The sequence below is a fragment of the Hyphomicrobiales bacterium genome, from assembly GCA_016125495.1.
GTDB lineage: Bacteria > Pseudomonadota > Alphaproteobacteria > Rhizobiales > RI-29 > RI-29.
On the sequence record WGLQ01000004.1, the window covers coordinates 196,894 to 221,132 of the forward strand.

The window sequence follows — 24,239 nt, forward strand, 5'->3', positions numbered from 1 at the left end:
GCGGTCGCACTGAGGCGTTATGGAGACCCGCTCAAGGATAGAGCCGCTCCTCGTGCCAACGGGTATCCGGACGGCTGCGCCTGAAGACGATCCGCTCGTGCAACCGGAACGGGCGATCGCGCCAGAATTCGATTTCGATCGGTGCGAGGCGAAATCCCGACCAATGCCGCGGGCGTGGTGGGGTGGCGAGGGCGTAACGCGCGGTGTATGCGGCAACGGCGGCCTCGAGAGCGTGCGCGCTTTCGAGCGGGCGCGACTGCTTGGAGGCCCAGGCGCCGAGGCGGCTGCCGAGCGGCCGGCTGTGATAGTACTCGTCGGCCTCCTGCTCGCTCACCCCCTGCAGCGCTCCCCTGACGCGGACCTGTCGGCGCAGGCTCTTCCAATGGAAGCAGAGCGCGGCCTTGGCGCAATGCGCGATCTCCCGCCCCTTCTGGCTCTCGAGGTTCGTGTAGAAGACGAACCCATCGCCGTCGAAACCCTTCAGCAGGACCATGCGCACGTTGGGCATACCCGTGGCGTCGACGGTCGCGAGCGCCATCGCGTTCGGATCGTTCGGCTCGCTGGCGGCGGCTTCGTCGAACCATTCCGCGAACCGCCGGAACGGCTCGTGCGTGGCCCCGAAGGCCTCTACCCCGGCGACGTTGGCCGGTCCCGAGTGGTCGCCGTCGGCCGTTTCGCTCATGCTCGTTTCCTCGCTCGCCGCCATCTTTTGCACAGGCCCTTGCGGGCATACGCGGCTTGCCCGCCGCTGCTGGCCCCGCCTTGAACATGCCTTCACCGGGCATTAACCACGATGGCGCAACATCCATCTGGTCGGCGGGGTGTCCCGCCAGAGTGATGTCCAGTGTACGGTTCCAGTGATGCGTAGTTTTCTCGGCGTGGCTCGTCACGCTCAAAATATGCTCGCCGTCGGCGCTCTTGCAATCGCCGTCCTGTCGACCTCGGCCTCGGCCGGAGGTCCGCTGACGGGCCCGGCGACCGATCCTTCCCTCGCCAGCGGCACGCTCGGCTCCTGGGCCGCGGGCACTTCGATCGAGTCGCCCGAGGGGGCCAACGTCGAAGCCGATCTCGCCGCCCTCGACGACAACGATCATCGCGCCACGCTCGAGGCGATTCAGTACGCCCTGATGGAAGTGGCCGATGGCGCGAGCTTCGTCTGGCGCCGCACGACGAGCCGCTTGCATGGTGTTGTCCGTCCGACGTCGTCCTTCCGCGATTCCGAGGGGCGCGTCTGCCGGCATATCGAACTCGGCCTGAGCGCGGGCACGGTAACCCGTCGGATCGAAGGCATAGCCTGCCGCGAGGCGACCGGCGTCTGGCTGCTCGCGAGCTGAATCACGCTCGATCGAGGATGCGCGGATCGGCGCCGTGTCGCTCCGCCTCGTGCCTCGTGGCCCCCCCCTCGCGGTGCGCTCCGGCCTACTGCCGATCCGGGCATCACTGCCACGCTTGCCGTGCAACCGTCGCCCCCCTGCCCAACTGCTTTGCGCGCGATCTGGACCGCCCGAGGCAATGGTGTAGGATGCCGGCGCTCGGCGAGGCCGCCCTTTCAGCCAGGAAGCGCCCGCCGGGCGAATGTTTCGCGGTCGGCTCGCCGACGGTCTGCAACATGTTGGCAAGAGGGGATGCTGGGCTCATGGCAGATGCTGTCGGCCTCATGAGGGGCAAGCGCGGTCTGGTGATGGGGGTCGCCAACAACCGCTCGATCGCCTGGGGCATCGCCAAGGCGTGCCACACGGCCGGCGCCGAACTGGCCTTCACCTACCAAGGTGATGCGCTCAAGAAGCGTGTCGAGCCGCTCGCCGCCGAGGTCGCCAGTTCCATTGTCGTCGAATGCGACGTGACCCGCCCCGAGAGCATCGATGCGGTCTTCTCCACCATCGAACGCAGCTGGGGCACGCTCGATTTCGTGGTCCACGCGATCGCCTATTCCGACAAGGATCAGCTCGACGGACGCTACGTCGACACCACCGCCGACAACTTCTCCAAGACGATGCTGATCTCCTGCTTCTCCTTCACCAGCATCGCCCAGCGTGCCGAGCGCCTCATGCCGAATGGCGGCTCCCTGCTGACCCTGACCTACTATGGCGCCGAGAAGGTCATGCCGCACTACAACGTCATGGGCGTCGCCAAGGCCGCGCTCGAGGCGAGCGTTCGTTATCTCGCCGCCGACCTCGGCAAGGGCGGCATCCGCGTCAACGCCATTTCCGCTGGTCCGATCAAGACCCTCGCGGCCTCCGGCATCAGCGATTTCCGCTACATCCTCAAATGGAACGAATACAACTCGCCATTGCGCCGGACGGTGACGATCGAGGAGGTCGGCGGCGCTGGCGTCTACTTGCTTTCGGACCTCGCGCGCGGAGTGACCGGTGAGGTCCACCACGTCGACAGCGGCTATCACGTGGTCGGCATGAAGAACGAGGATGCGCCAGATATTTCCGTCAACCGCGAATGACGGTCCGGGCGGGATCGCGATGAGGAAGATCGAGCCGTGTCCCGGCCTCGAGGTGCCACAATCTACTTCGTCCGTCATGGTCAGACGGATTGGAATGCCGAGGGCCGGCTCCAGGGCGGCCGCGACATTCCGTTGAACGACCTCGGGCGCGCCCAGGCTGCCCGCAACGGTCGCCGGCTCGCCGAACTGATCGGAGCTCCCGACCGCTTTCACTTCGTTGCGAGCCCACTTGCGCGCGCCCGCGAAACCATGGCGCTGATCCGCCGCGAAATGGGTCTCACTCCGGACGACTACGCCACGGACAATCGCCTCACCGAGATCGCGTTCGGCGATTGGGAAGGTCGCCGCTGGGCCGATCTTCACGCCGAGGAACCGGACGCCCTCGCCATGCGCGCTCGCGATCCCTTCGGGTTTCGCCCCCCGGGCAAGGCCGAGAGCTACGCCGATCTGACGCGCCGTGTGGCGGCTTGGGTGGCGGGGCTGGAGGGCGGGCAAGCCCTCGTCGTCGTTTCCCACGGCGGGGTTTCACGAGCGCTACGCGGTCACCTGCTCGCCTTGCCTCGACACCAGATCCCCGAGTTGCGCACCCCGCAGGACGAGGTCCTGCGCATCGACGGGCGCGAGATCGACTGGCTCTGAGGCCGGCCGAGGGATGGCGACATCGCACGCCTGACCGGCTGGGAGGTCCCGGGCATCCGCACACCCATGGCCACGGGCGGACAGGCCTTCGACGAGCCGACTGGCCGGCAAGGCAAAGCGTGGTATCAGCACATGTGGCGCAGAAACGAGATGACACCCGGATGGTGTTGCGCGTGGCAAAGGATCGATGAGCAACAGTCAGACCACCGATGAGACGGCCCTGCTGCCGCGCCACGATGCGCCGGCCCATATCCTCATCGTCGACGACGACGAGCAGATCCGCCAGCTCGCCTCCCGCTTCCTGCGCGAGCACGGTTACCGCGTTTCGGCTGCCCGCGACGGCCGTGAAATGCGGGCCGCCATCGCCGAGGGCCACGTCGATCTCGTCATCCTCGATGTCATGCTGCCGGGCGGCAACGGTTTCGAACTCTGCCGGGAGCTGCGCACGACATCGCAGCTTCCGATCATCATGCTGACGGCGCTCGCCTCCGACACCGACCGCATCGTCGGGCTCGAACTCGGCGCCGACGATTATCTCGCCAAGCCCTTCAACCCGCGCGAGCTGCTCGCCCGCATCAACGCCATCCTGAGGCGCGTGCGCCGCTCCGTCCAGGAGCCGGTCGCCACGCTGGTCGAGCGTCTGGTGTTCGCGGGCTGGACGCTCGACATCCGCCGCCGCGAACTGACCGATCCTTCCGGCGTCATCGTCGATCTCTCGACCGGTGAATACGATCTCCTTCTGACGTTTCTCGAGAATCCGCAGCGCGTGCTGAGCCGCGACCAATTGATGGATGCCGCCAAGCATCGCATCGCCACCGGCTTCGACCGCGCCATCGATATCCAGGTCAGCCGTCTGCGGAAAAAGCTCGATTCCGGCGGCGACGGCCAGGGCCTGGTCAAGACGGTCCGCGGCGCTGGCTACATGCTGGTGCCGGCGGTGACTCGCGCGTGATGCGCGGCCTCGATACCCTCGTCGGCCGGCTCGTGCTGGTCTCGCTGCTCGCCATCACGTTGATGCACGTGCTGAGCCTCTGGACCTATGAGCGGGCGCTGGAGGGCGAGGTTTCGGCGGCGCGCGAAGCGGCACTTGCCGAGCGCATCGTCTCGATCAAGCGCAGCGTCGTCGCCGTGCCCCCGGCCCGTCGCGAGGCCCTCGCGCACGAACTCTCGAGCGGCCCGCTCGAGGCCCATTGGAACGAGACCCGGGGCGCCGCGCCCGGTGGACCGGGGGGCGAGGCCTGGCGCCAACTCGTGCGGCGGATTGCCGATCTGGCGATCGAACTGACGCCGGCCGACATCATTCTCGGCACGGGCGAAGATCCGCACGTCGCGCTACTCTCCATTCGTCTGCCCGATTCGACTTGGCTCAACGTCAGCTTGTTCGATACCAGGCGCCCCCGCCAGGCCCGGCACGGCGCGCTACTATCGACCAGCCTCATGGCGGTCGGCGTCGCGCTGCTCGCCTTCGTGGTGGCGCGCTGGCTCTCACGTCCCCTCGTCGAGATGGCCGGCCGGGTGCGCCGTCTGCGACCCGACGATGGACCCTCGCCGCTTGCGGAAACCGGTCCGAGCGAGGTGCGCGAACTCGCCTCGGCCTTCAACGCCATGCAGCGGCGCGTCGCCGATTCCGTCGCCCAGCGCACCCGCTCGCTCGCAGCCGTTTCGCACGACCTCAGAACCCCCCTGACGCGGCTTCGCCTGCGCCTCGACGAAGTCGGCGATCCGGCCCTTCGTGACGCGATCGGGCGCGACATCGGCGACATGGAGCAGATGATTTCCGCCACCCTCGCCTACCTGCGGGGTGACGGAGCAGGCGAGCCGCGGCGTCCGGTCGATCTCGTCGCATTGCTGGGCACGATCGTCGACGACGCGGTCGACGCCGGCCGCAGTGCGACGCTCGTGGCGCCCGACCATGCCGTGGTTCAAGCCCGCCATCTCGGCATCAAGCGCGCCGTCACCAACCTCGTGGACAACGCCTTGCGCTTCGGCGGCGAGGTCCGTGTCGAATTGCGGCTCGAGGCCGCCCATGCCGTGGTCACGGTCGAGGACGATGGCCCCGGCATTCCCGAGGACCACCTCGAGAACGTGCTCGAACCGTTCGTGCGCCTCGAGGATTCGCGCAATGCCGAGACCGGTGGCGTCGGCCTCGGCCTCACCATCGCCCGTGCAGCCGTCGAGGCCGACGGAGGCAGCCTCGCGCTCGCCAACCGACCCGAGGGCGGCCTTAGCGCGACGATCCGACTGCCGCTGCCTGTGCGCTGAAACAATTCGTTACAAACCCGCAACGCGCCGTCACACGGCTTGCGGCATGCTGGAGCGAGTGGGACTGCGCCGCAGGGTGAACGATGACGCATCGGGATATGATCGGGACCAGTTGGGGCCGACGAATTGTGTGCGGCCTTCTGGTGTCGGCGACGCTCGCTCTGGTGTCAGGCGATGCCGGCGCGCACGAAGGCCATGACCACGGTGCGCCACCGCCGCCCGTAAGCACGACGATCGCGCCGCGCGTCGAAGCATCGTCCGAGCAGATCGAGCTGGTGGCCGTCGCGCGGGGTGGCGACCTCGTCGTCCACCTCGACGAATTCCGCACGAATGCGCCCCTCGCCGGGGCCTCCATCCAAGTCGACTCGCCCATCGGTGTCCTGACGCTGACCGAGGCCGGTGAAGGCACCTATGTCGCCGCGGCGCCCTTCGTTGCCGAACCGGGGCGTCACGATCTCGCGATCACGGTCATCGCGGGCGACGTCATCGACATCCTCGCGGCAACTCTCGTCGTGCCCGAGCCGCCGCCCGCACCCCAGCCGGTCGTCTCGGGCGGCGACCTGCCGGCCATCGTCCTCGGCTGGCTGGGCGACTCCGCGTTCGCCTCGGAACTGCGCCAGCGCGCCACGAGCGTCGATCAGAAGTTCTGGCTGATGGCGATCGGCGCCTTCGTTGCCGGCAATCTCGCCATGCTGATCGTCCTCAAACGTCTCGTGCTGTTCTCGATCCTAGCTGCCGCGGCTCTGATCACCTTCCTCGCCTTTCAGGTGGGCTCGGCGCGTGGCGAGCAGTCGCCCGCGCTGGCGTCCGACGCCGTGCTTGCGCGCGATCTCGCCCAGCGCTTCGCCGACGGCGCCTTGTTCGTGCCCAAGCCCACCCAGCGCATCCTCGCCATCCGGACTCTCTTCACAGAGATCGCCGAGCACCGCCGCGCCATCGAATTGCCAGGACGGATCATCGCCGACCCCAACGCCAGCGGCCTCGTGCAGCCGACCGTCACCGGCCGCCTGACGCCACGAGAAGGCGGCTTTCCGCCGCTCGGCGCGCGTGTTGCAGCCGGCGAGGTGCTCGCCATGGTCCAGCCGTCGCTCGCCACCGCCGACGCCATCGACCAGCAGCAGCAGGCCCATGAACTCGACCAGCAGATCGCCTCGGTTACCAGGAAGCTCCAGCGGCTGCGCTCCATCGAGCGGCTGATTGCCCGTAGCCAGATCGAGGACGCGGAAATCGAGCTGAAGGGCCTCAATGAGCGGCGAGCCAATCTGGCCCGCGCGCCGCGGCGTCCCGAGCCGCTCGTTGCTCCGGTCAGCGGTGTGATCGCGCTTGCCAACGCCATCGCGGGCCAGATCGTCGAACCGAGCGCGATCGTCTTCGAGATCGTCGATCCCGCGAGCCTCATCGTCGAAGCCCTGGCCTTCGAGCCGAGTGCCATGGACCGCCAGGCCGAGGGGCTCGCTACGGGCGGCCAGCGATTGACGCTCGCCTACCTCGGCACCGGCATGGCGAACCGCAACCAGGCGCTACCGGTGCATTTTCGTGTCGAGGGCGACACATCGGGCCTGCGCATCGGCCAGTTCGTCACCGTGCTCGCTTCGGGCACCGTCTCGACTCCTGGCATAGCCTTGCCGCGCGAGGCGGTGTTGCGGAGCACGAATGGCCAGAGCATCGTCTATGAACACACCAACGCCGAGCGCTTCGTGCCGCGCGAAGTGCGCTTCGAGCCGCTCGACGCGGCTCGCGTGCTGATTGTCGCGGGCCTCGACCGTGGCCGGCGCATCGTCACGCAGGGTGCCGAACTGCTCAATCAGATCCGCTGAGGCTGGGCATGTTCGGCTTTCTCGTCACCCAATCGCTCCGCAACCGCCTGCTGGTCTTGGCCGCGGCCCTGGTCCTCGTGCTCTATGGCGCATTGACCGCGGCACAGCTGCCGGTCGACGTCTTTCCCGATCTCAACCGGCCGACGGTCACCATCATGACGGAGGCCGAGGGCTTGGCGCCCACCGAGGTCGAGCAACTCGTCACCTTCCCCATCGAGACGCAGATGAACGGTCTGCCGGGCGTAACGCGCGTGCGCTCGGTCTCCGGTGTCGGCCTCTCCATCGTCTATGTCGAGTTCGACTGGTCGACCGAAATTTATCGCAACCGCCAGCAGATCGCCGAGCGCCTGACGATCGTCGCCCAGCAGCTCCCCGAAGGCGTGACGCCGCAGATGGGGCCGATCAATTCCATCATGGGCCAGATCCTGCTGTTCGCGATCACCTCCGAGAGCGCGAGCCCGATGGAGCTGCGCGAACTCGCCGATTTCGTCGTGCGTCCGCGCCTCCTCACCATCCCCGGCGTTGCCCAGGTGATCCCGATCGGCGGCGAGGTGCGCCAGTATCGCGTCGCACCCAATCCGGCCGCGATGCGCGCGCTGGGTGTCTCGCTCGATGCCTTGGAAAGCGCGCTGCGTCAGTTCGGCACCAACACCGGCGGTGGATTCGCCGACCAGTACGACCGCGAGTTCCTGATCCGCAACATCGGCCGCACGCTCAGCCTCGAGGACCTGCGCGACGTGGTGGTGCGTGCCGGCGACGGCAGGGCCGTTTATTTGCACCAGGTCGCCGATGTCGGCTTCGGGGCCAAACTGAAGCGCGGCGAGGCCGGCTTCATGGGTCGCCCGGCCGTGATCGTCTCGGTCGAAAAGCAGCCCGATGTCGACACGATCCGCCTTTCGCGCGAGGTCGAGACCGCAATGACCGAACTCGGGCGCACAATGGGCCCGGCAATCAAGGTCGACACGGTCGTCTTTCGCCAGGCCGACTTCATCGAGACGTCGATCCACAACGTCGAGAAGGTGCTCCTGGAGGCGATCGCGGTCGTTGCCGTCGTCCTCTTTCTCTTCCTCCTCAACGTGCGCACCACGCTGATCTCGCTCACCGCCATTCCCGTCTCGATGCTGGCGACGGCGATCGTCTTCCACCTCCTCGGCCTCTCCATCAACACCATGACACTCGGCGGCCTCGCCATCGCCATCGGCGAGCTGGTCGACGACGCCGTCGTGGACGTCGAGAATATTTTTCGCCGCCTGCGTGAGAACCGCGAGCGCGGCAACCCGAGGAGCGTCTTCGACGTCGTCGTCTCGGCCAGTCGCGAAGTGCGCTCGGGCATCGTCTATGCAACCATGATCATCGTCCTGGTCTTCGTGCCGTTGTTCGCGCTCTCCGGCATCGAGGGGCGGCTCTTTGCGCCGCTCGGCCAGGCCTACATCATTTCCATCCTCGCGAGCCTCATCGTCTCGATCACCCTGACGCCGGTCATGGCCTACTACATGCTTCCGGGCCTGAAGCGGCTCGACGAGCACGAGGGCATGCTGGTGCGTGTCCTGAAGCGTGCGAACCGCGCGTTGCTCGACTGGTCGTTCGCCCACGCCCGCCTGCTGATGACCTGGATCGCGCTCGCGGTTGTCCTCGCCGCCACCGCCGCCACCGCCCTGCCACGCGCCTTCCTTCCGCCCTTCAACGAGGGCACGCTGACGATCAATCTCCTCTTCCAGCCCGGCATCTCGCTCGCCGAGAGCAACCGTGTCGGCGCCATCGCCGAGCTCCTCATCCTCGAGGTGCCCGAGGTCGATCTGGCCGCGCGCCGCACCGGCCGTGCCGAACTCGACGAGCATGCCGAAGGCGTGCATTCCTCCGAGATCGAGGTCGACATCGTCCCGTCCGCTCGCTCCAAGAACGAGATCATCGCGGATATTCGCTCCAGGCTCGCGGTCCTGCCGGTCGCGACCAACATCGGTCAGCCGATTTCGCACCGCCTCGACCACATGCTCTCGGGCGTTCGCGCGGAGATCGCGCCCAAGATCTTCGGCGAGGATCTCGATACCTTGCGCGGCCTCGCCGAGGCGATGCGTCAGAAGCTCGCGGCGATCCCCGGCCTCACCGACCTCCAGGTCGAGCGCCAGGTGCGCATTCCCCAGCTCGACATCACCGTGGACTATCGCAAGGCGGCTCTCTATGGCCTGCAGCCGGCCCATGTCACCGAACAGCTCGAGCGCCTCTCGAACGGCCAGCTCGTCTCGCGTCTCGTCGACGGCAGCCGGCGCTACGATCTCGTCGTGCGCCTCGATGATGCCGCGCGCACGACGGAGGGGCTGGCGAACCTCCTCATCGAGACGCCGTCGGGCTGGATCCCCTTGCGCCAGATCGCCGAGGTCCGCGAGACCGATGGCCCCAACCAGATCCTGCGCGAGAATGCCAAGCGCCGCATCGTCGTCCTCGCCAACACCGACGGCGAGCGCGACATGGCCGCCATCGTCGCCGACATCCGCCGCGAACTGGGTGTCGCCTCACTGCCAGCGGGGTTTTTCTTCAGTCTCGAGGGAACCTTCGCGGCGCAGGAAGAGAGCATGCGCACGATCGGCCTGCTCTCGCTCGTCTCCCTGGCCCTCATCTTTTCCATCCTCTACAGCCGCTACCGCTCCGTCGTCTTCACACTCGTGATCATGGGCAGCGTGCCGCTCGCACTCATCGGTTCGGTCTTCGCGCTGTGGTGGGCCGGCCAGCCGCTGTCGGTGGCGAGCATGATCGGTTTCATCACCCTGACCGGCATCGCGACACGCAACGGCATCCTCAAGATCAGTCACATCATCAACCTGGCCATCCACGAGGGCCTGCCGTTCGGGCCCGACCTCGTCGTGCGTGGCAGCCTCGAGCGCATGACGCCGGTTCTGATGACAGCTCTTTCTGCAGGTGTCGCGTTGGTGCCGCTGATGATCGGCGCCGACGCGCCGGGCAAGGAAATCCTCCACCCGGTGGCCATCACGATTTTCGGCGGTCTCGTCAGTGCCACCATTCTGGACGCGGCGCTGACGCCGGTGCTCGTTCTGCGGTATGGTCGCCGTCCGCTCGAGCGTCTGGTCGCCAGCGCCCGGGCCGAGCACGCGGCGCGCTCTGGCCGCGACGACGCGGCGGCCATCGAAGCCTTCTGAGAATCCACAAGGGAGAACCTCATGTCTCGCAATATCTTCGCAATCGCGGCAGCTGCCATCGTTCTCCTCTTTGCCGGGCTCCCACGCACGCAAGCGCACGAGGCGGCTCCCGGCCAGAACGGCGGCCTGCGCGTCGATGCGGGGATTTATCACACCGAGCTTTTCGTCGACGGCACGACCAGCGTCGTCGTTTTCCTCAGCGATGTCGACGACACCCCGATCCCGGCGGCCGGCTTCAAGGCGACGGCCATTCTCATTGTCGACGGAAAGCCGCAGCGCGTAGCCCTCGAGCCCGGCGAGGGGTCGAGACTGGTCGGCACGGCGCCGCTCGCCGTATCGCCTGGCGTCAAGGGCGTTGTCCAATTGACCGCGCCCGACGGCACGACGGCTCAGGGCAAGTTCTAACGCCCCGCACCGCCGTTGCCCTGGATCGCTTTAAAGGGAAGAAAAATCGATGATCCGTCAGAAACTCGTGATCGACCGCCGGTCTTTCCTCCGTTCGTCCTCCGCCCTCGGCGGCCTCGCGCTCGCGGGTCTTTCGCCGCGCTCAGGGCTTGCCGCGGCGCCGCTCTTGACCGTTTCGACGCGCACCCTGGAAGTGCTGGGCAAGGCGGCGACCGTCTATGCCGTCACCGGACAGTCCGGCCGCCCGGGCATCTTCGCCGAGGAGGGCGCGCGCTTTTCCGGCTTGCTCCTCAACGATACGGACGTCCCGCTCCAGATGCACTGGCACGGTCAGGTCAAGGCTCCCTTCGACCAGGACCGCGCGCGTCCGGACGGCGGCATGCTGGCGCCTCGAGCCATGGATGCGCACGACTTCGAGTTGACCCCGGGCACCCACTGGATGCATTCGCACACGCTTACCGAACAGCAGCTCCTCGCCGCCCCCATGGTGGCACGCGAGAAGGACGCGGGCGATGTCCAGGATGTCGTCCTCATGCTGCACGACTTCGCCTTCCGCAGTCCGGAGGAAATTCTGGCCGAACTCGGTGGCACCAGCGTGCATGGCGCGGGCAGTGGCGACGGCGGTCACGCGGGCCACGCGATGGGCCAGCACTCGGGTCACGGCACCGGAACTCATGGCGGTCACGCCATGGGCGCCGGCGGCGGCGATCATTCCGGTCACGGCATGGGCGCTGGCCACGGCGGTCACGCGGGCCATGGCATGGGTCACGCCGGTCACGTCATGGGTATGATCCACGCCAACGACGTCGCCTATGACGCCTTCCTCGCCAACGATCGCACCCTCGACGATCCCGAAGTCGTTGCCGTCGAGAGGGGCGGGCGCGTCCGCCTGCGCATCATCAATGGCGCGACGGCGACCAGCTTCTTCGTCTCGACGCCGGGCCTTGCCGCACGCTGCGTCGCCGTCGACGGCTCGCCCTGCCGGCCACTCGCCGCCGAGCGCTTTCCGATCGCGCAGGGCCAGCGTCTGGACCTCGAGGTCGCCATTCCGGCTGGCGGCGGCGCTTTCCCCGTGCTGGCGCAGGTCGAGGACTCGCCTCGCCGCACCGGCATCGTGCTGGCCACCACGGGCGCGAGCGTCACGCGCATCACCTCCGAGGCTGAGTCACCGAGCGGCTTCCTCGGTCTGGAACTCGAGGAGCAGCTCGTCGCCGTGCGTCCGCTCGCCCAGCGAAAGCCCGATCGCGTCTACGACTTGCTGCTCGGCGAGGAGCCCGGCTACCGGTGGACCATCAACGGGCGCGTCCACGGCGAGCATGTACCACTCGAAGCGCGCTCCGGTGAGCGCATCGAGATGACTTTTGAGAACCCGACGGGGATGGCCCATCCGATGCACCTGCACGGACACCATTTCCAGGTGGTCGGCCTCTCCGGACGGTCGATTTCGGGCGCCATGCGCGACACGGTGGTGGTGCCCCCGAACGCGAGCGTCACCATCGCGTTCGATGCCGGCTTGCCCGGCGCATGGTTCCTCCACTGTCACCACCTCTATCATATGGCGACCGGCATGATGACGGAGCTGCATGTCACGTGATGCCGATCGGCGGTTCGATGACAGTTCAATCGGGTCCAATAGGTACCGCGTGACTGTCAATTTGCTCTGGCGATTGCACTGGTAGAGGGCTGCGGGTAGACTTCATCTATCCGCCGGGCAGAAGTGAGCATGATGTGGGCGATCGCGGTCGCCGCTCATGCGTCATCGCGAGAGGAGGCCCCATGACTTCGCTACGCAACTTCACCGGAACTGCCACGCTTGCCGTTTTGACCGTCCTGGCCGGCATGGGCGCTGCTTATGCCTACTGTCCGCCGCCCGCCACGTTGGACAAGTCGTCGAACCAGTGCGTCTGCCCGCCCGGCAGCGTCTTCGATGCCAAATCCTTCAAGTGCGTCGCGTCCTCGGATGGCACCAATCGCTGAACCCATTGTGGCCTGACGACCGGACACGCGCACCGGCCCTTGCGAATGAGGGGCCGGTGCGCACGAACCGCTCTCGACCGACCTCGGATGTGCGGCTAGCTTTGGCGCGACCGTGCGTGCGGGATCGGGACGGTGGGCGGCAATGGAACGGCAGCGACGTGAACTGAACCCCATGCCCCCCTCGCTCTGGGCCTCGGTCACCCCGGCCGGCGAGACATCGCCCGCCTTCCAAGGGGAGGCCGAGACGGATGCGCTCGTCATCGGCGGCGGGATCACGGGCCTTGCGGCGGCTCTGCGCCTCAGGGAGCGCGGCGTCGGGGTGATCCTGATCGATGCCGTCGAGCCGGGCTTCGGCGCCTCGGGCCGCAACAATGGCCAGGTCATTCCCAATCTCACGCGCGCCGAACCCGATGCGATCATCGCGCGCTTCGGCGAGGCGGGCGAGCGCTTCGTCCACCTCTTGCGCGACAGCGCGGACATGCTCTTTCGCGCCATTCGAGAGTACGGGCTCGCCGCCGAAGCCGAGCAGACCGGTTGGCTCCAGCCGGTGCACACACCGGGCCGCATGCGCATCGCCGAGCGGCGCGTCACCCAATGGGCCCGGCACGGCGCCAGGGTCGAGCTTCTCGATCGCGCGAGCATCGTTGCGTCGACCGGAAGCGAGCTGTGGCATGGCGGCCACCGCAATGCCACGGGCGGACACGTCAATCCGCTGGCATTGAACCGGGAACTGGCCCGCCGCGCCGTCCGCCTTGGTGTTCGCATCCATGGCGCAACGCCCGCCGAGCGCTATTGGCGCGAGGGGACCCGCTGGCATGTCGCAACGCCTGCCGGACGTATCCGCTCGCGCGCACTGCTACTCGCAACGAACGCCTACACGGGCGAGTTCGCGGGGGCTCTCGCCCCCGATCTCGCCCGCGAGGTGGTCCCTGTCCTCAGCTGGCAGATGGCAACCGAGCCACTCGCGAACCACCACCGGGCGCGGATCATTCCGGGCCGGGAGGCGCTCTCGGACACCCACGGCGACCTTTACTTCGCGCGCTGGGACGCGCGCGGGCGCCTGGTGACGGGCGGCGCGCTGGTCGTTGCGACCAACGGCGCCGATCGCTTGCGCCGGCGGATCGGCACGCGGCTGGCCCGCATTTTTCCCTCCCTTGAGGGCGTCCGGTTCGATTTCGTCTGGAACGGCCTCGTCGGCATGACGACGGATTTCACACCCCGCTTCCATCAGCTGGGACCGGACGCCTGGACCTGGGTCGGCTGCAACGGTCGCGGCCTCGCGCTCGGCTTTGCCCTCGGCGAAGGACTTGCACAGGCGCTGTGCGGGGCGGCCCCGGGCGATCTGCCGTTTCCGGTCACCACCCCGCGCCCGCTGCCGGCCCATGCGCTGCTGCGCCGTCTGGCGCCGCTTCGCCTTATCCATTATCGCTGGAAGGACGCTCGGGAAATCTGACTGGAGGCCGTCGAGGCGCCATGCGCGGCCGGCGACGCGAACCTCGGGCTCGATTGCAAGGATCGAACGCATGTCGCAAACCGCCCCCGACACTCTCGCGATGCTGGAGCGCCGGCGCATCGAGGCCGAGATCCTGAAGCACGTCTACGATGCGCTGAAGGCGAAGTATGGCGTCGAGGTCGCCGCCAGCGTGATCGCCAGCTCCGTTCGCGCCTCCGCCATCGAGCAGGGGCGAAGAATGGCGGCTGCTGTCGGTGGCAAGACCTCGATGGACACCTTCGTTGCCCGCCAGGCGCTCTGGACCAAGGGCGGCGCCCTCGAGATCACCGTTCGCGAGCGCTCGGACACGGTCTACCGTTTCGACGTGACGCGTTGCCGCTATGCCGAGATGTATCGCGAGATGGGGCTCGGCGAGATCGGACATCTCCTGTCCTGTCAGCGCGACGCCACCTTCTGCGAGGGCTACGACCCGCGCCTTCGCCTCGAGCGAACCCAGACGATCATGACCGGCGCGAGCCATTGCGATTTCTGCTACCGCCTCGAGGAGCAGGGAACGAGCGACGGTGGTGGCTCCAGGGCCGATTGATCAGGGCGATACACGAACCTCGGCAACAGTCACCGCAAAGCGCTCCGCCCCCGCGCTGCGGGTTCGCATTGACAGGCGATTTCGCGCTACCTAGCGTGTCACCGACATCGAATTGGGATGTCAGGAGGCGTGCCGTGTCCGAGTTCCTGGTGACGACCGCTTGGCTCGCGGAGAACCTTTCTTCTCCGGGGCTCGTCGTTCTGGATTGTTCCTGGCATCTGCCGGAATCCGGTCTTTCCGGACGGCGTGAATTCGAGGAGCGCCACATCCCCGGCGCCCGCTATCTCGACCTCTCGGACATTTCCGACCGCGCTTCGCCGTACGTCAACATGATGCCGCCGGCCGGCCAGTTCGCCGCCGCCGTCTCCGCGCTCGGCGTCACGAACGCCTCGCAGGTCGTCGTCTATGATGCTGGATATGTCTCCGCGCGCGTCTGGTGGATGTTCCGGGCGTTCGGTCACCGATCCGTGCGTATTCTCGATGGTGGGCTGCGCAAGTGGCAGGCGGAAGGGCGTCCGGTGCGGACGGGCGCGGCCGAGGCACCACCCCCCGGCAATTTCATTCCGGGCGGCACGGGTGGCACGGTCGCCGACTGGCGCGCCGTGCTCGACGCGCAGCGCTCGGGTTCTGCAACCATCGTCGACGCCCGCACCGCCGAGCGCTTCACCGGCGCGTTGCCCTCCGGCTACCCGGGCGTGCCCGGCGGTCACATCCCGGGCTCTGTCAACGTGCCCTGGTCGCGTTTTTTCGGTGAGGATTTCAGCTATGTCTCGCCGGAGCGCGCGCGCGAGCTACTGACGGCCGCCGGCGTCGACCTCGCGCGCCCCGTCATCGCCACCTGCGGCTCCGGCATCACCGCCTCGATCCTGATGCTCATGCTCGAGCGGTTGTCGCATCCGGCCGCCAGCCTCTACGACGGTTCCTGGCACGAATGGGGCCAGCGTCCCGACCTTCCGAAAGAGTCGGTCTGAGTGTGCGGCACCCGCGGGAGGGACGCATCGACGTGACAACGGGGCCTCGACTCTTTACGCCATTCGAGCTGCGCGCGGCACGCCTTCGCAACCGCGTCGTCGTATCCCCGATGTGTCAGTACTCCGCGCAGGACGGCGTCGCAAACGACTGGCATCTCGTCCATCTTGGCCGCTTCGCGCTGGGTGGCGCAGGCGCGGTGATCGTCGAGCAGACCGCTGTCGAGGCCGAAGGCCGGATCAGCCACGGCGACCTCGGCCTCTGGTCGGACGCGCAAGTCGCGCCCCTCGCACGCATCGCATCGTTTCTCGCCGAGCAGGGCGCCGTCGCCGGCATTCAGCTCGGGCACGCTGGCCGCAAGGGCGCGCGCTCGAGGCCGTGGCTGGGCTACCGGCCCTTGCAACCGGAAGACGACGAGCTGGCATGGCAACTGATCGGCCCGACGGGCGAGCCGTGCGGTCAGGGATGGCCTGCACCGCGAGCAGCGAGCACGCAAGATCTCGCCCGCATCGTCTCGGCCTATCGCGCCGCCGCCGGGAGGGCTGACCGCGCCGGATTCGGCTTGCTCGAGATTCACGCCGCGCACGGCTACCTCATCCACTCGTTTCTCTCCCCGATCAGCAACCACCGTCGGGACGCCTACGGCGGCACTCTCGCCGGCCGCATGCGTCTCGCCCTCGAGATCGCGGCCGCCGTGCGAGGGGTTTGGCCGGAGGAAAAACCGCTCACATTCCGCCTCTCGGTCATCGACGGCCTCGAAGGCGGCTGGTCCCTCGACGACACGGTCGCGCTCGCCGCCGGTCTGCGCGACCTCGGGGTCGATGCGCTCGATTGTTCGTCCGGCGGGGTCTCCATCGCCGCGGATCGCAATCTGCGGCCACCTTCGCATGGCAGCCAGGTCGAGCTTGCCCGCGCCGTTCGCGAACGCACCGGCATGGCGACCATCGCCGTAGGTCTCATCCGCACGCCGGAGGGAGCCGAGCAGTGTATCGCGAGCGGCGGGGCCGACCTCGTTGCCATCGGCCGGGAAATGCTTTTCGATCCCAACTGGCCACTTCATGCGGCACGCGCGCTCGGCGCCGATCCGCATTTCGAACTCTGGCCGCGTCAGATCGGATTGTGGCTCGACGGGCGCGAGCGTCAGCTCGCCCCGTCGGCCGGCGAAGGGCGCTGATGCCGACCCGGGCGGTCCGCGGGTGCCCCCGCATGGCTGCATGGCCGTCGAGCAAAATCCGCCGTCGAAGCACGATTGACATGTCAGTTGGGCCTGAGCACAGTATCAGCATGAGTGCACTAGAACGCCAGTCGAGTTCCGCAACCGGTAGCAGGCGTCTCATCGATGTCGCGTACGAGCGGCTTCGTCGGGAGGTCATCCGTTGCGAGTTGGAACCGGGGATGGAGATCTCCGAAGCCCAGCTGGCGTTGCGCTACGGCTGCGGCAAGGCGGCCGCTCGGGCGGCGCTCATGCGGCTCTCGCAGGAGGGGCTGGCGTTCGCGCTTCCGCGCCGCGGCTATCAGATCGCCCCTGTCACCATCGGCGACATCCAGGAGATTTTCCAGCTTCGCGCGTTGCTGGAGCCGCAGGCCGTTCGCCTCGCCGTTCCGCGCGCTGACGTCGCGGCCTTGCGAGAGATCGATGCGGTCAGCGCGCGTGGCTATCTCGCCGGCGACAGGGCGAGCGAGGAGGCGTTCCTTCGCGCGAACAAGGCATTTCATTCCAAACTGATCCTCGCCTGCGGCAACGCCCGCCTCGTCGCCGTCCTCGACGACATCATCGATCAGCTCGAGCGTCTCTTCCATCTCGGCCTCGCCCGGACCATGCGGACCACGGAACTGCGAAGCCAGCACGAAGCTTTGCTCGCGGCTGTCGAGGCCCGCGATGCGGATCGCGCCGCCGCGATCACCGCCGATCATATCGAGACGATGCATCAGATCGTGATCGAAGGTGTCATGGAAAGCGCCGACGTCGTCATACTGCGCCAATCGGCCCCGTCCGGATCGGGGCGCGGCGCGAGCCTTGTGACCGGTGGAGTGAAGAATTTGCCACCTTCCGGCCGGAGTGCCGGAGCGGGGTTGTCGGGTGGTGTTCGGCGCGGCGTCGTGCGGCCGCGATCGGGTTCGGTAAAGCGAGGGTGAGACGATGGGGCATCGCGTCGGAGTTGACATCGGCGGGACATTCGCGGATTTCTGCGCCTTCGATGAAGAGACCGGGCGGCTCCACACGCTGAAGGTCCTCTCTCGGCCGGATGCGCCGGGCAGCGAGGTCGTGGAGGGAATACGCCAGCTCGATGCCCGCTTCGGGGTGAGCCCCTCCTCGATCACCTATTTCACCCACGGCACGACCGTCGGCGTCAACACGGTGATCCAGCGCAAGGGCGTCCACCTCGCGCTCTTCACGACGGCGCGCTTCACGGATGTGCTCGAGATCGGGCGGCTCAAGATGCCCGACCCCTATGACATTCTTTCCACCAGGGCCAAGCCCCTGATCTCGAAGGACATGGTCTTTGGCATCGGCGAGCGCATCCTCTCCGATGGAAGCGTCGACGAACCGCTCGATCCCGAAAGCGTCGCGGCGGCGCTCGCCGCCGCCCGCGCGCGCGGCGCCAAGGCCATCGTCGTCGCCCTCATCAATTCCTACCGTAATCCGCGACACGAGCAGGAGACCCGCGATCTCCTGCGCGAGCTTGCGCCCGAGATGGATGTTTATTGCTCGAGCGAGGTCTGGTCGATCGTGCGCGAGTACGAGCGCACCATCACGGCCGTCATCCACAGCTACGTGCAGCGCCGTGTCGCCGATTATCTCACCTCCCTACAGAAGGCGCTCGCGGCCGAGGGCGTGCCCGCGGTGGCCCAGGTCACCAAGTCCAACGGCGGCGTGATGAACGCCGAACTCGGCAAGACGCAGTGCGCCCAGATGATCCTCTCGGGCACGGCCGCCGGTGTCATCGGGGCGAGCTTCACCGCGCGTCTCTCCGGCTTTCCCGACACCATGAGCCTCGACATCGGCGGCACCAGCGCGGACATCGCCATCATCCGCGATGGCCAGCCGCAGTACGGCGTCGGGGAGGTCATCGGCGAATTCCCGATTTATCTCCCGACCGTCGCGGTCACCTCGATCGGTGCGGGCGGCGGCTCCATCGCCTCGCTGGACGACCTCGGCATCCTGCGCGTCGGCCCCGAGAGCGCGGGTTCGGTTCCGGGGCCCGCCTGTTACGGCCGGGGCGGAACCCGCCCGACCATAACCGACGCGTTCGCCGTGCTCGGCTTCATCGGTCAGGCGGAACTCGGCTACAGCGCCGTCAAGGTCGACCTCGCCAAGGCCCGTGCTGCGGTTGCCTCCATCGCCGATCCCATGGGACGCAGCGTCGAGGAGACGGCCGAGGCGATCGTCAAGATCGCGATCTCGGGCATGTATCTCGAGGTCAGCAAGCTGATGTCGCGCTCGGGGATCGATCCGCGAAGCTTCGTCCTCCAGGCCTTCGGTGGTGCGGGCCCGATGATGGCGTGCTTCCTCGCGCCCGAGATCGGAGTCTCCCACGTCGTCATTCCGACCACGCCCGGCGTTCTTTCCGCGCTCGGCGGACTCATCGCGGACATCAAGAACGATTTCATCAAGACCGTCTACCTCGAGCTGGACGAGGAAAATATGTCGGTCGTGCACCGGGGTTTCGAGACACTGCGCCACGATGCCGAGCGATGGCTCCGTGAGGAGCAGAACCACCATGGTGCCTCCCGTCTGATCTACGCCGCCGACATGCGCTATCGCGGTCAGTCGTATGAGATCGAGACGGCGCTCACCGCCGAGCAGGTGGCGAACGGCGACGTCGCGGGCATCGCGGAGGCGTTCCACGCCACGCACGAGCGTATTTTCGACCATTGCGATCGCGGCGCCTCGGTGCAGATCATCAATCTGCGGATGGTGATCGTCGGTGAAAGCCCCAAGCCGCACCTCGTCGAGCGCGAACTGGTGAGTGGCGCCTCGGTGCCCGAACGCGAGGTGCGCGTTTATCTCGAGGGGGCTTGGCTCGACATCCCGCTCTACCGGCGCGAGGCGATGCTGCCGGGCCAGACGTTCACCGGTCCAGCCGTCGTTGCCCAGGCCGACTGCACCACCTGCATTCCCTCCGGTTACACCGGCCGGGTCGACGGTTACGGGCATCTGATCCTCGAGATCGTGACCAGGCAATAGCGGCGTTCCAAGAGAGGCGGCACGACCATGGCAATCGACAAGGTGACGCTCCAGATCCTCGCCAACCACTGCTCGGCGGCGGCCGAGAGCATGGCGAACACGTTGCTGCGCACGGCGCATTCCACCTTCGTCAAGGAGACGGAGGATTTCACGACCGGTCTCGCGACGCCGGACGGCAAGACATTCGCCTCGCCGTACGAACTCGGCGTCACCTGGTTCGTGGGCCTCGATTACGGCCGCGCCATCCGCCACATCGATCGCTACGAGCCCGGCGACATCGCCATCACCAACGATCCCTACTCCGGGTTCGTTTGCACCCATTCGCCGGACACCCACCTCTGGAAGCCGATCTTCCACAAGGGTGAACTCGTCTGCTTCTCGGTGACGCACATCCACAACACCGACGTCGGAGGCGCGGTCCCTGCATCTCTTTCGCGCACGCTCACCGAGGTGCACCAGGAGGGTATCCGCATCCCTCCGGTGAAAATATACAAGAAGGGGGAGCTCAACCGCGAAATCCGCGACACCATGCTCGCCAATGTCCGCATGCCAGAGCAGAACTGGGGCGACATGAAGGCCCAGGTGGCCGCCGTCAACACGGGCGAGCGCAAGGTCCACGAGATGATCGCCCGCTTCGGCTTCGAAACCTTCATCGAGGGTCGCGCGGCGCTGCTCGACCACGGCGAGGCGCAGGCGCGGCGGGTGATCGCCGCAATCCCGGACGGAGAGTATTTCTTCGCCGACTACACGGACGAGGACTCCGTCGGCGGCTATCCCTGCCGCATCGCCCTCAATCTCGTCGTCAAGGGAGATGAATTGCTGTTCGACTTCTCGCAGTCGGACCCTCAGCTCACCTCTTCGCTCAACATTCCCTCCGGCGGCGACCCGCGGCACGCTCTGCTGATGATCGCCTACGTCTACCTCGTGCGGCTTCTCGATCCCAAGATACTGCTCAATTCGGGGGTGCTGCGGCCCTGCGACTCCGTTCTTCCGAAGGGTTCCATGGTGAACCCGGAGTTCCCGGCGGCCGTTGGCATGCGCACGCTGACGACACTGCGCCTCCAGTCCGTGCTGCTCGGTGCCTTTGCCAAGGCGCTTCCCGGCCGCATCCCGGCCGCTTGTGGCGATGGCGGCCCTCTCCTCAACATCCGCACGACGGACAACAGGACCGGCCGTAAGATCATGGCGAACCTCAACCCGATCTCGGGCGGCGGTGGTGGCACCTCGTTCCGTGACGGCACGGAGGGCTCTGGCGCCAACTTCGGCTTCCTCAAGAACACGCCCGTCGAGATCAGCGAGGCAGAGGTTCCGGTCAAGATCCTCGGCTACGGTCTCGCCACGGACTCGGGCGGCGCCGGGAAATACCGTGGCGGGCTCGGCACCGAGCTCGAGTTCGAGGTTCAATCGCCGCATTCCTTCGTGACGGCACGTAACCGTGATCGCACCCATTTTGCTCCGTGGGGTCTCGAGGGCGGACGCCACGGACGCACCTCCGCCTTCTGGCTCAATCGCGGCAGCAATAGGGAGGTCAATCTCGGCAACACCGACATTTTCACCGCCGAGCCGGGGGACCGCGTTTACATCTGCAGTGCCGGCGCCGGCGGCTGGGGGAGCCCCTGGGAGCGCGACACCACGCGCGTTCTGGACGATGTCGAGCGCGGTTTCGTCTCCCAAGAAGCGGCCGAGCGCCTCTATGGCGTCGTGATACGTGAGGGCGCCATCGACCGGCCGGCCACCGAGCGGGCGCGCGCTGCAATGGCCGCGCGTGACGCCAAGGCCTTCTATGGCTTCAATCAGCATCGCATCGACTTCGAGAAGGTGTGGTCGCTGGACGCCTACGCCGAACTCATCCGCATCGTTTCCGGGCTGCCGGTCCACTGGCGCTTCTTCGTCAAGCACAAGGTGTTCGAGGCGGTGGGCCAGCTCCCTGCCGACCAGCGCGGCGGCGGTAGCGCGCAAGTGAGGGAGATTTTTGAGAGGTTGTGCGAGGAGTTTCCGCAGCTTGCGCGCTCGCGCCTGGCGGCGGCCGAGTAGAACGGGGAGGGCAGCGGCAAGGTGCAGTACGCACGAACGGATGTCGGCATGACGGATCGCGGGCGCCAGCTCCGGATCGAGGGGTTGACCAAGCGCTTCGGCACCGTTGTGGCGGTCGACAGTCTCGATCTCCTGGTCGAGCCCGGACTGCTCGTTGCGCTGCTCGGCCCCTCCGGTTGCGGCAAGACCACGACATTGCGCGCCATCGCCGGTTTCGAGGCGCCGGACGAGGGTCGTATCATGATCGGGGACCGCGACGTCAGTCGGCTGTCACCCGACCGTCGCGGCCTCGGGATGGTGTTCCAGAACTATTCCCTCTTTCCACATATGACGGTCGCCGAGAACATCGCCTTCGGCCTCAAGATGAAGCGGACACCGGCCGGTGAGATCGTCGATCGCGTCCGCGAGATGCTCGACCTCGTCCAACTGCCGAATTTCGAGGACCGCTATCCCAACCAGCTTTCGGGTGGCCAGCAGCAGCGCGTTGCCCTGGCGAGATCCCTCGTTACGAACCCGTCCGTTCTCCTCCTCGACGAACCGCTCGGTGCTCTCGACAAGAACCTGCGCGAGACCATGCAGTTCGAACTCCGCCGCATCCAGCATACGCTCGGGATCACGACCATCCTCGTCACCCACGACCAGGAGGAAGCCCTGACGCTGAGCGACCGCGTCGTGGTCATGAACCAGGGCCGCATCCTCCAGGCAGGAACGCCCGAGGAAGTCTATGAGTTTCCGACCTCCCGCTTCGTTTCCGAATTTCTCGGCACGTCCAATCTCTTCGACGGCGTTCTCGGCGAGGGCGTCGGAAGCGATCGCCGCGAGTTCGTGATCGGCTCGGGCGGCCATCGACACGCGGTCGAGGTGGCCAGTGGAGCCGGACAGCGCGCTTCGGGGCCGGCCACTCTGGCCCTGCGTCCGGAAAAAGTGGTGCTCCAGGAGGCTGCGCCCGCAGGCGTCAATCATGTTCCGGTCGAGATTGCCGGGCATGTCTTTCGCGGCAGCTATCACGCCTACGAGGTGCGCATGGCCGGCAGAACGGAACCGATATTGGTCTACGATCAGGCGCGTTCGCGCACGCAGGCGCGCCGCTTCGCCCCGGGCGATCGCGTGTTGCTCACGTGGCGGGCCGAGGATGGGGTGCTGCTCGAGGGCTGACGGCAGCCCCAGGGCGTTCCGGTACACCTCCCGGCCGGGGCGAAGCCGCCCGAAGAGTGGAGGAAATGGAGGAAAGAATGAAGGACAGAAGCATTTTGAAGGGTCTCGACCGGCGCCAGGTGCTCGCCGGCCTCGGTGCGGCGGCAACCCTGCCGCTCATGCCGCGAACGGCGCTTGCCGCCGATGTCAAGCAGATCACGGTCACGAGCTATGGCGGCATCTGGGAGCGCGCCATCAGGGAGTGCTTCGTTACCGATTTCAAGGCGCGCACGGGTGTCGACGCCGAGGTGCTGATCGGCGGCCCGCCGCAGTGGATCAGCCAGATCGAGGCCAACAAGGACAATCCGCCGATCCACGTTCTCGTTGCGACCCCGGATTCGGCCGCTGTCGCCGTCAAGGCCGGCCTCGTCGACCCGATCTCGGTCGAGAAGGTGCCGAACCTCGCCAACGTACCGCAGCAGTTCATCGACATGGCACTCGGGCACGGAGCGGCATTCGACTACGGCGCCGCCGGCCTCGCTTACAACAAGGACACGGTTAAAAATCCGCCGAAGTCCATCAAGGAGTTCGTCGAGCGCACGATCGCCGGCGAATGGAAGGCGGGGCTGCCGACCATCTCCTACGCCCCGGCGCCGCAGGCATTCGTCTGGTCGTTCGCCGACGCGCTCGGTGGCGGTGTCGAGAACCTCGACCCGTTCTTTGCCGCCATGCAGAAGATGCGGCCCAACGTCGTCTTCTGGACCGGTGTCACCGACTTCCTCAACCTGATGGACGCGGGCGAGGTCGACATCGGCGTCTACTACGACGGGCGCACCTGGGCGCACTACGACACCGGCAAGACGTACATCGACTTCATCAATCCCGAGGAGGGAGGCGTGATGTCGCCCGTCTGCACGATGAAGGTCAAGAACGCGCCGGAGATCGCCTGGGAGTACGTGAATTCCATGCTGGCACCTGGGCCGCAGGCCGAGTTCGCCAAGATCCTCAACTATGGCGTCACGAACACGCAGGTCCAATACGACGAATTGCGCCAGAAGCGCATCACGCCGTGGGAAAAGACGAGGTTCCCGCCGAACGACCGGATTGGAGAGCTGCTGCCGGCCTGGACGGAGCGCTGGAACAAGGAAATCGGAGCCTAATTCCGAC

General features: G+C 66.9%; 21 protein-coding genes. 20 read left to right on the forward strand and 1 reads right to left on the reverse strand.

The features are described 5' to 3' along the window. Window positions 1-31: 31 nt before the first annotated feature. Window positions 32-682, reverse strand: a complete 651-nt coding sequence (gene pdxH / locus GC150_03580; protein ID MBI1383976.1) for a pyridoxamine 5'-phosphate oxidase — start codon at window positions 680-682, stop codon at window positions 32-34. A gap of 178 nt (window positions 683-860) precedes the next feature. Here pdxH and GC150_03585 point away from each other — a divergent pair, with 178 nt between their 5' ends. From GC150_03585 to GC150_03680, 20 genes are all read left to right on the forward strand, one after another. Next, a complete protein-coding gene (locus tag GC150_03585; protein ID MBI1383977.1) occupies window positions 861-1,334 on the forward strand; it encodes a hypothetical protein in 474 nt (157 codons plus the stop codon). 302 nt (window positions 1,335-1,636) lie between these two features. Further along, entirely contained in the window at window positions 1,637-2,455 is an 819-nt protein-coding gene (fabI, locus tag GC150_03590; GenBank protein MBI1383978.1) for an enoyl-ACP reductase FabI, read from the forward strand. Between the two features lie 60 nt (window positions 2,456-2,515). Beyond that, a complete protein-coding gene (locus GC150_03595) occupies window positions 2,516-3,094 on the forward strand; it encodes a histidine phosphatase family protein (GenBank protein MBI1383979.1) in 579 nt (192 codons plus the stop codon). A gap of 187 nt (window positions 3,095-3,281) precedes the next feature. Next, on the forward strand, window positions 3,282-4,046 hold the full coding sequence (locus tag GC150_03600) for a response regulator (protein MBI1383980.1): 765 nt from the start codon (window positions 3,282-3,284) through the stop codon (window positions 4,044-4,046). Window positions 4,047-4,181: 135 nt separating this feature from the next. Continuing rightward, window positions 4,182-4,379: a hypothetical protein gene (locus GC150_03605; protein MBI1383981.1), complete on the forward strand. Its 198-nt coding sequence runs from the start codon at window positions 4,182-4,184 to the stop codon at window positions 4,377-4,379. Next, complete coding sequence (locus GC150_03610; GenBank protein ID MBI1383982.1) at window positions 4,346-5,356, forward strand: HAMP domain-containing protein; 1,011 nt, start codon at window positions 4,346-4,348, stop codon at window positions 5,354-5,356. Before GC150_03605 ends, GC150_03610 begins: the two co-directional genes overlap by 34 nt. 98 nt (window positions 5,357-5,454) lie before the next feature. Beyond that, the gene (locus GC150_03615) at window positions 5,455-7,173 is read left to right on the forward strand and encodes an HlyD family efflux transporter periplasmic adaptor subunit (GenBank protein ID MBI1383983.1); all 1,719 of its coding nucleotides are present in this window, start codon (window positions 5,455-5,457) and stop codon (window positions 7,171-7,173) included. A gap of 8 nt (window positions 7,174-7,181) precedes the next feature. Beyond that, the gene (locus GC150_03620) at window positions 7,182-10,325 is read left to right on the forward strand and encodes a CusA/CzcA family heavy metal efflux RND transporter (GenBank protein ID MBI1383984.1); all 3,144 of its coding nucleotides are present in this window, start codon (window positions 7,182-7,184) and stop codon (window positions 10,323-10,325) included. Between the two features lie 42 nt (window positions 10,326-10,367). After that, window positions 10,368-10,730 carry a hypothetical protein gene (locus GC150_03625; GenBank protein ID MBI1383985.1) on the forward strand — a complete coding sequence of 121 codons (363 nt, stop codon included), beginning with the start codon at window positions 10,368-10,370 and terminating at the stop codon, window positions 10,728-10,730. Between the two features lie 49 nt (window positions 10,731-10,779). Next, entirely contained in the window at window positions 10,780-12,324 is a 1,545-nt protein-coding gene (locus GC150_03630; protein MBI1383986.1) for a multicopper oxidase domain-containing protein, read from the forward strand. Window positions 12,325-12,506: 182 nt separating this feature from the next. Next, entirely contained in the window at window positions 12,507-12,707 is a 201-nt protein-coding gene (locus tag GC150_03635; protein MBI1383987.1) for a hypothetical protein, read from the forward strand. Window positions 12,708-12,849: 142 nt separating this feature from the next. Further along, window positions 12,850-14,160 carry an FAD-dependent oxidoreductase gene (locus tag GC150_03640; GenBank protein MBI1383988.1) on the forward strand — a complete coding sequence of 437 codons (1,311 nt, stop codon included), beginning with the start codon at window positions 12,850-12,852 and terminating at the stop codon, window positions 14,158-14,160. A 70-nt stretch (window positions 14,161-14,230) separates the two neighbouring features. Then, window positions 14,231-14,746: a 2-amino-thiazoline-4-carboxylic acid hydrolase gene (locus GC150_03645; GenBank protein MBI1383989.1), complete on the forward strand. Its 516-nt coding sequence runs from the start codon at window positions 14,231-14,233 to the stop codon at window positions 14,744-14,746. 134 nt (window positions 14,747-14,880) lie between these two features. Continuing rightward, entirely contained in the window at window positions 14,881-15,717 is an 837-nt protein-coding gene (locus GC150_03650) for a sulfurtransferase (protein MBI1383990.1), read from the forward strand. Then, window positions 15,678-16,889 carry an NADH:flavin oxidoreductase/NADH oxidase gene (locus GC150_03655; GenBank protein ID MBI1383991.1) on the forward strand — a complete coding sequence of 404 codons (1,212 nt, stop codon included), beginning with the start codon at window positions 15,678-15,680 and terminating at the stop codon, window positions 16,887-16,889. Before GC150_03650 ends, GC150_03655 begins: the two co-directional genes overlap by 40 nt. After that, on the forward strand, window positions 16,889-17,851 hold the full coding sequence (locus GC150_03660) for an FCD domain-containing protein (protein MBI1383992.1): 963 nt from the start codon (window positions 16,889-16,891) through the stop codon (window positions 17,849-17,851). Before GC150_03655 ends, GC150_03660 begins: the two co-directional genes overlap by 1 nt. A 4-nt stretch (window positions 17,852-17,855) precedes the next feature. Further along, on the forward strand, window positions 17,856-19,904 hold the full coding sequence (locus tag GC150_03665) for a hydantoinase/oxoprolinase family protein (protein ID MBI1383993.1): 2,049 nt from the start codon (window positions 17,856-17,858) through the stop codon (window positions 19,902-19,904). A 27-nt stretch (window positions 19,905-19,931) separates the two neighbouring features. Next, complete coding sequence (locus tag GC150_03670; protein ID MBI1383994.1) at window positions 19,932-21,938, forward strand: hydantoin utilization protein B; 2,007 nt, start codon at window positions 19,932-19,934, stop codon at window positions 21,936-21,938. A gap of 48 nt (window positions 21,939-21,986) precedes the next feature. Continuing rightward, a complete protein-coding gene (gene potA, locus GC150_03675) occupies window positions 21,987-23,093 on the forward strand; it encodes a polyamine ABC transporter ATP-binding protein (protein MBI1383995.1) in 1,107 nt (368 codons plus the stop codon). A gap of 77 nt (window positions 23,094-23,170) precedes the next feature. Further along, window positions 23,171-24,232, forward strand: a complete 1,062-nt coding sequence (locus GC150_03680) for an extracellular solute-binding protein (protein ID MBI1383996.1) — start codon at window positions 23,171-23,173, stop codon at window positions 24,230-24,232. Window positions 24,233-24,239 lie beyond the last annotated feature (7 nt).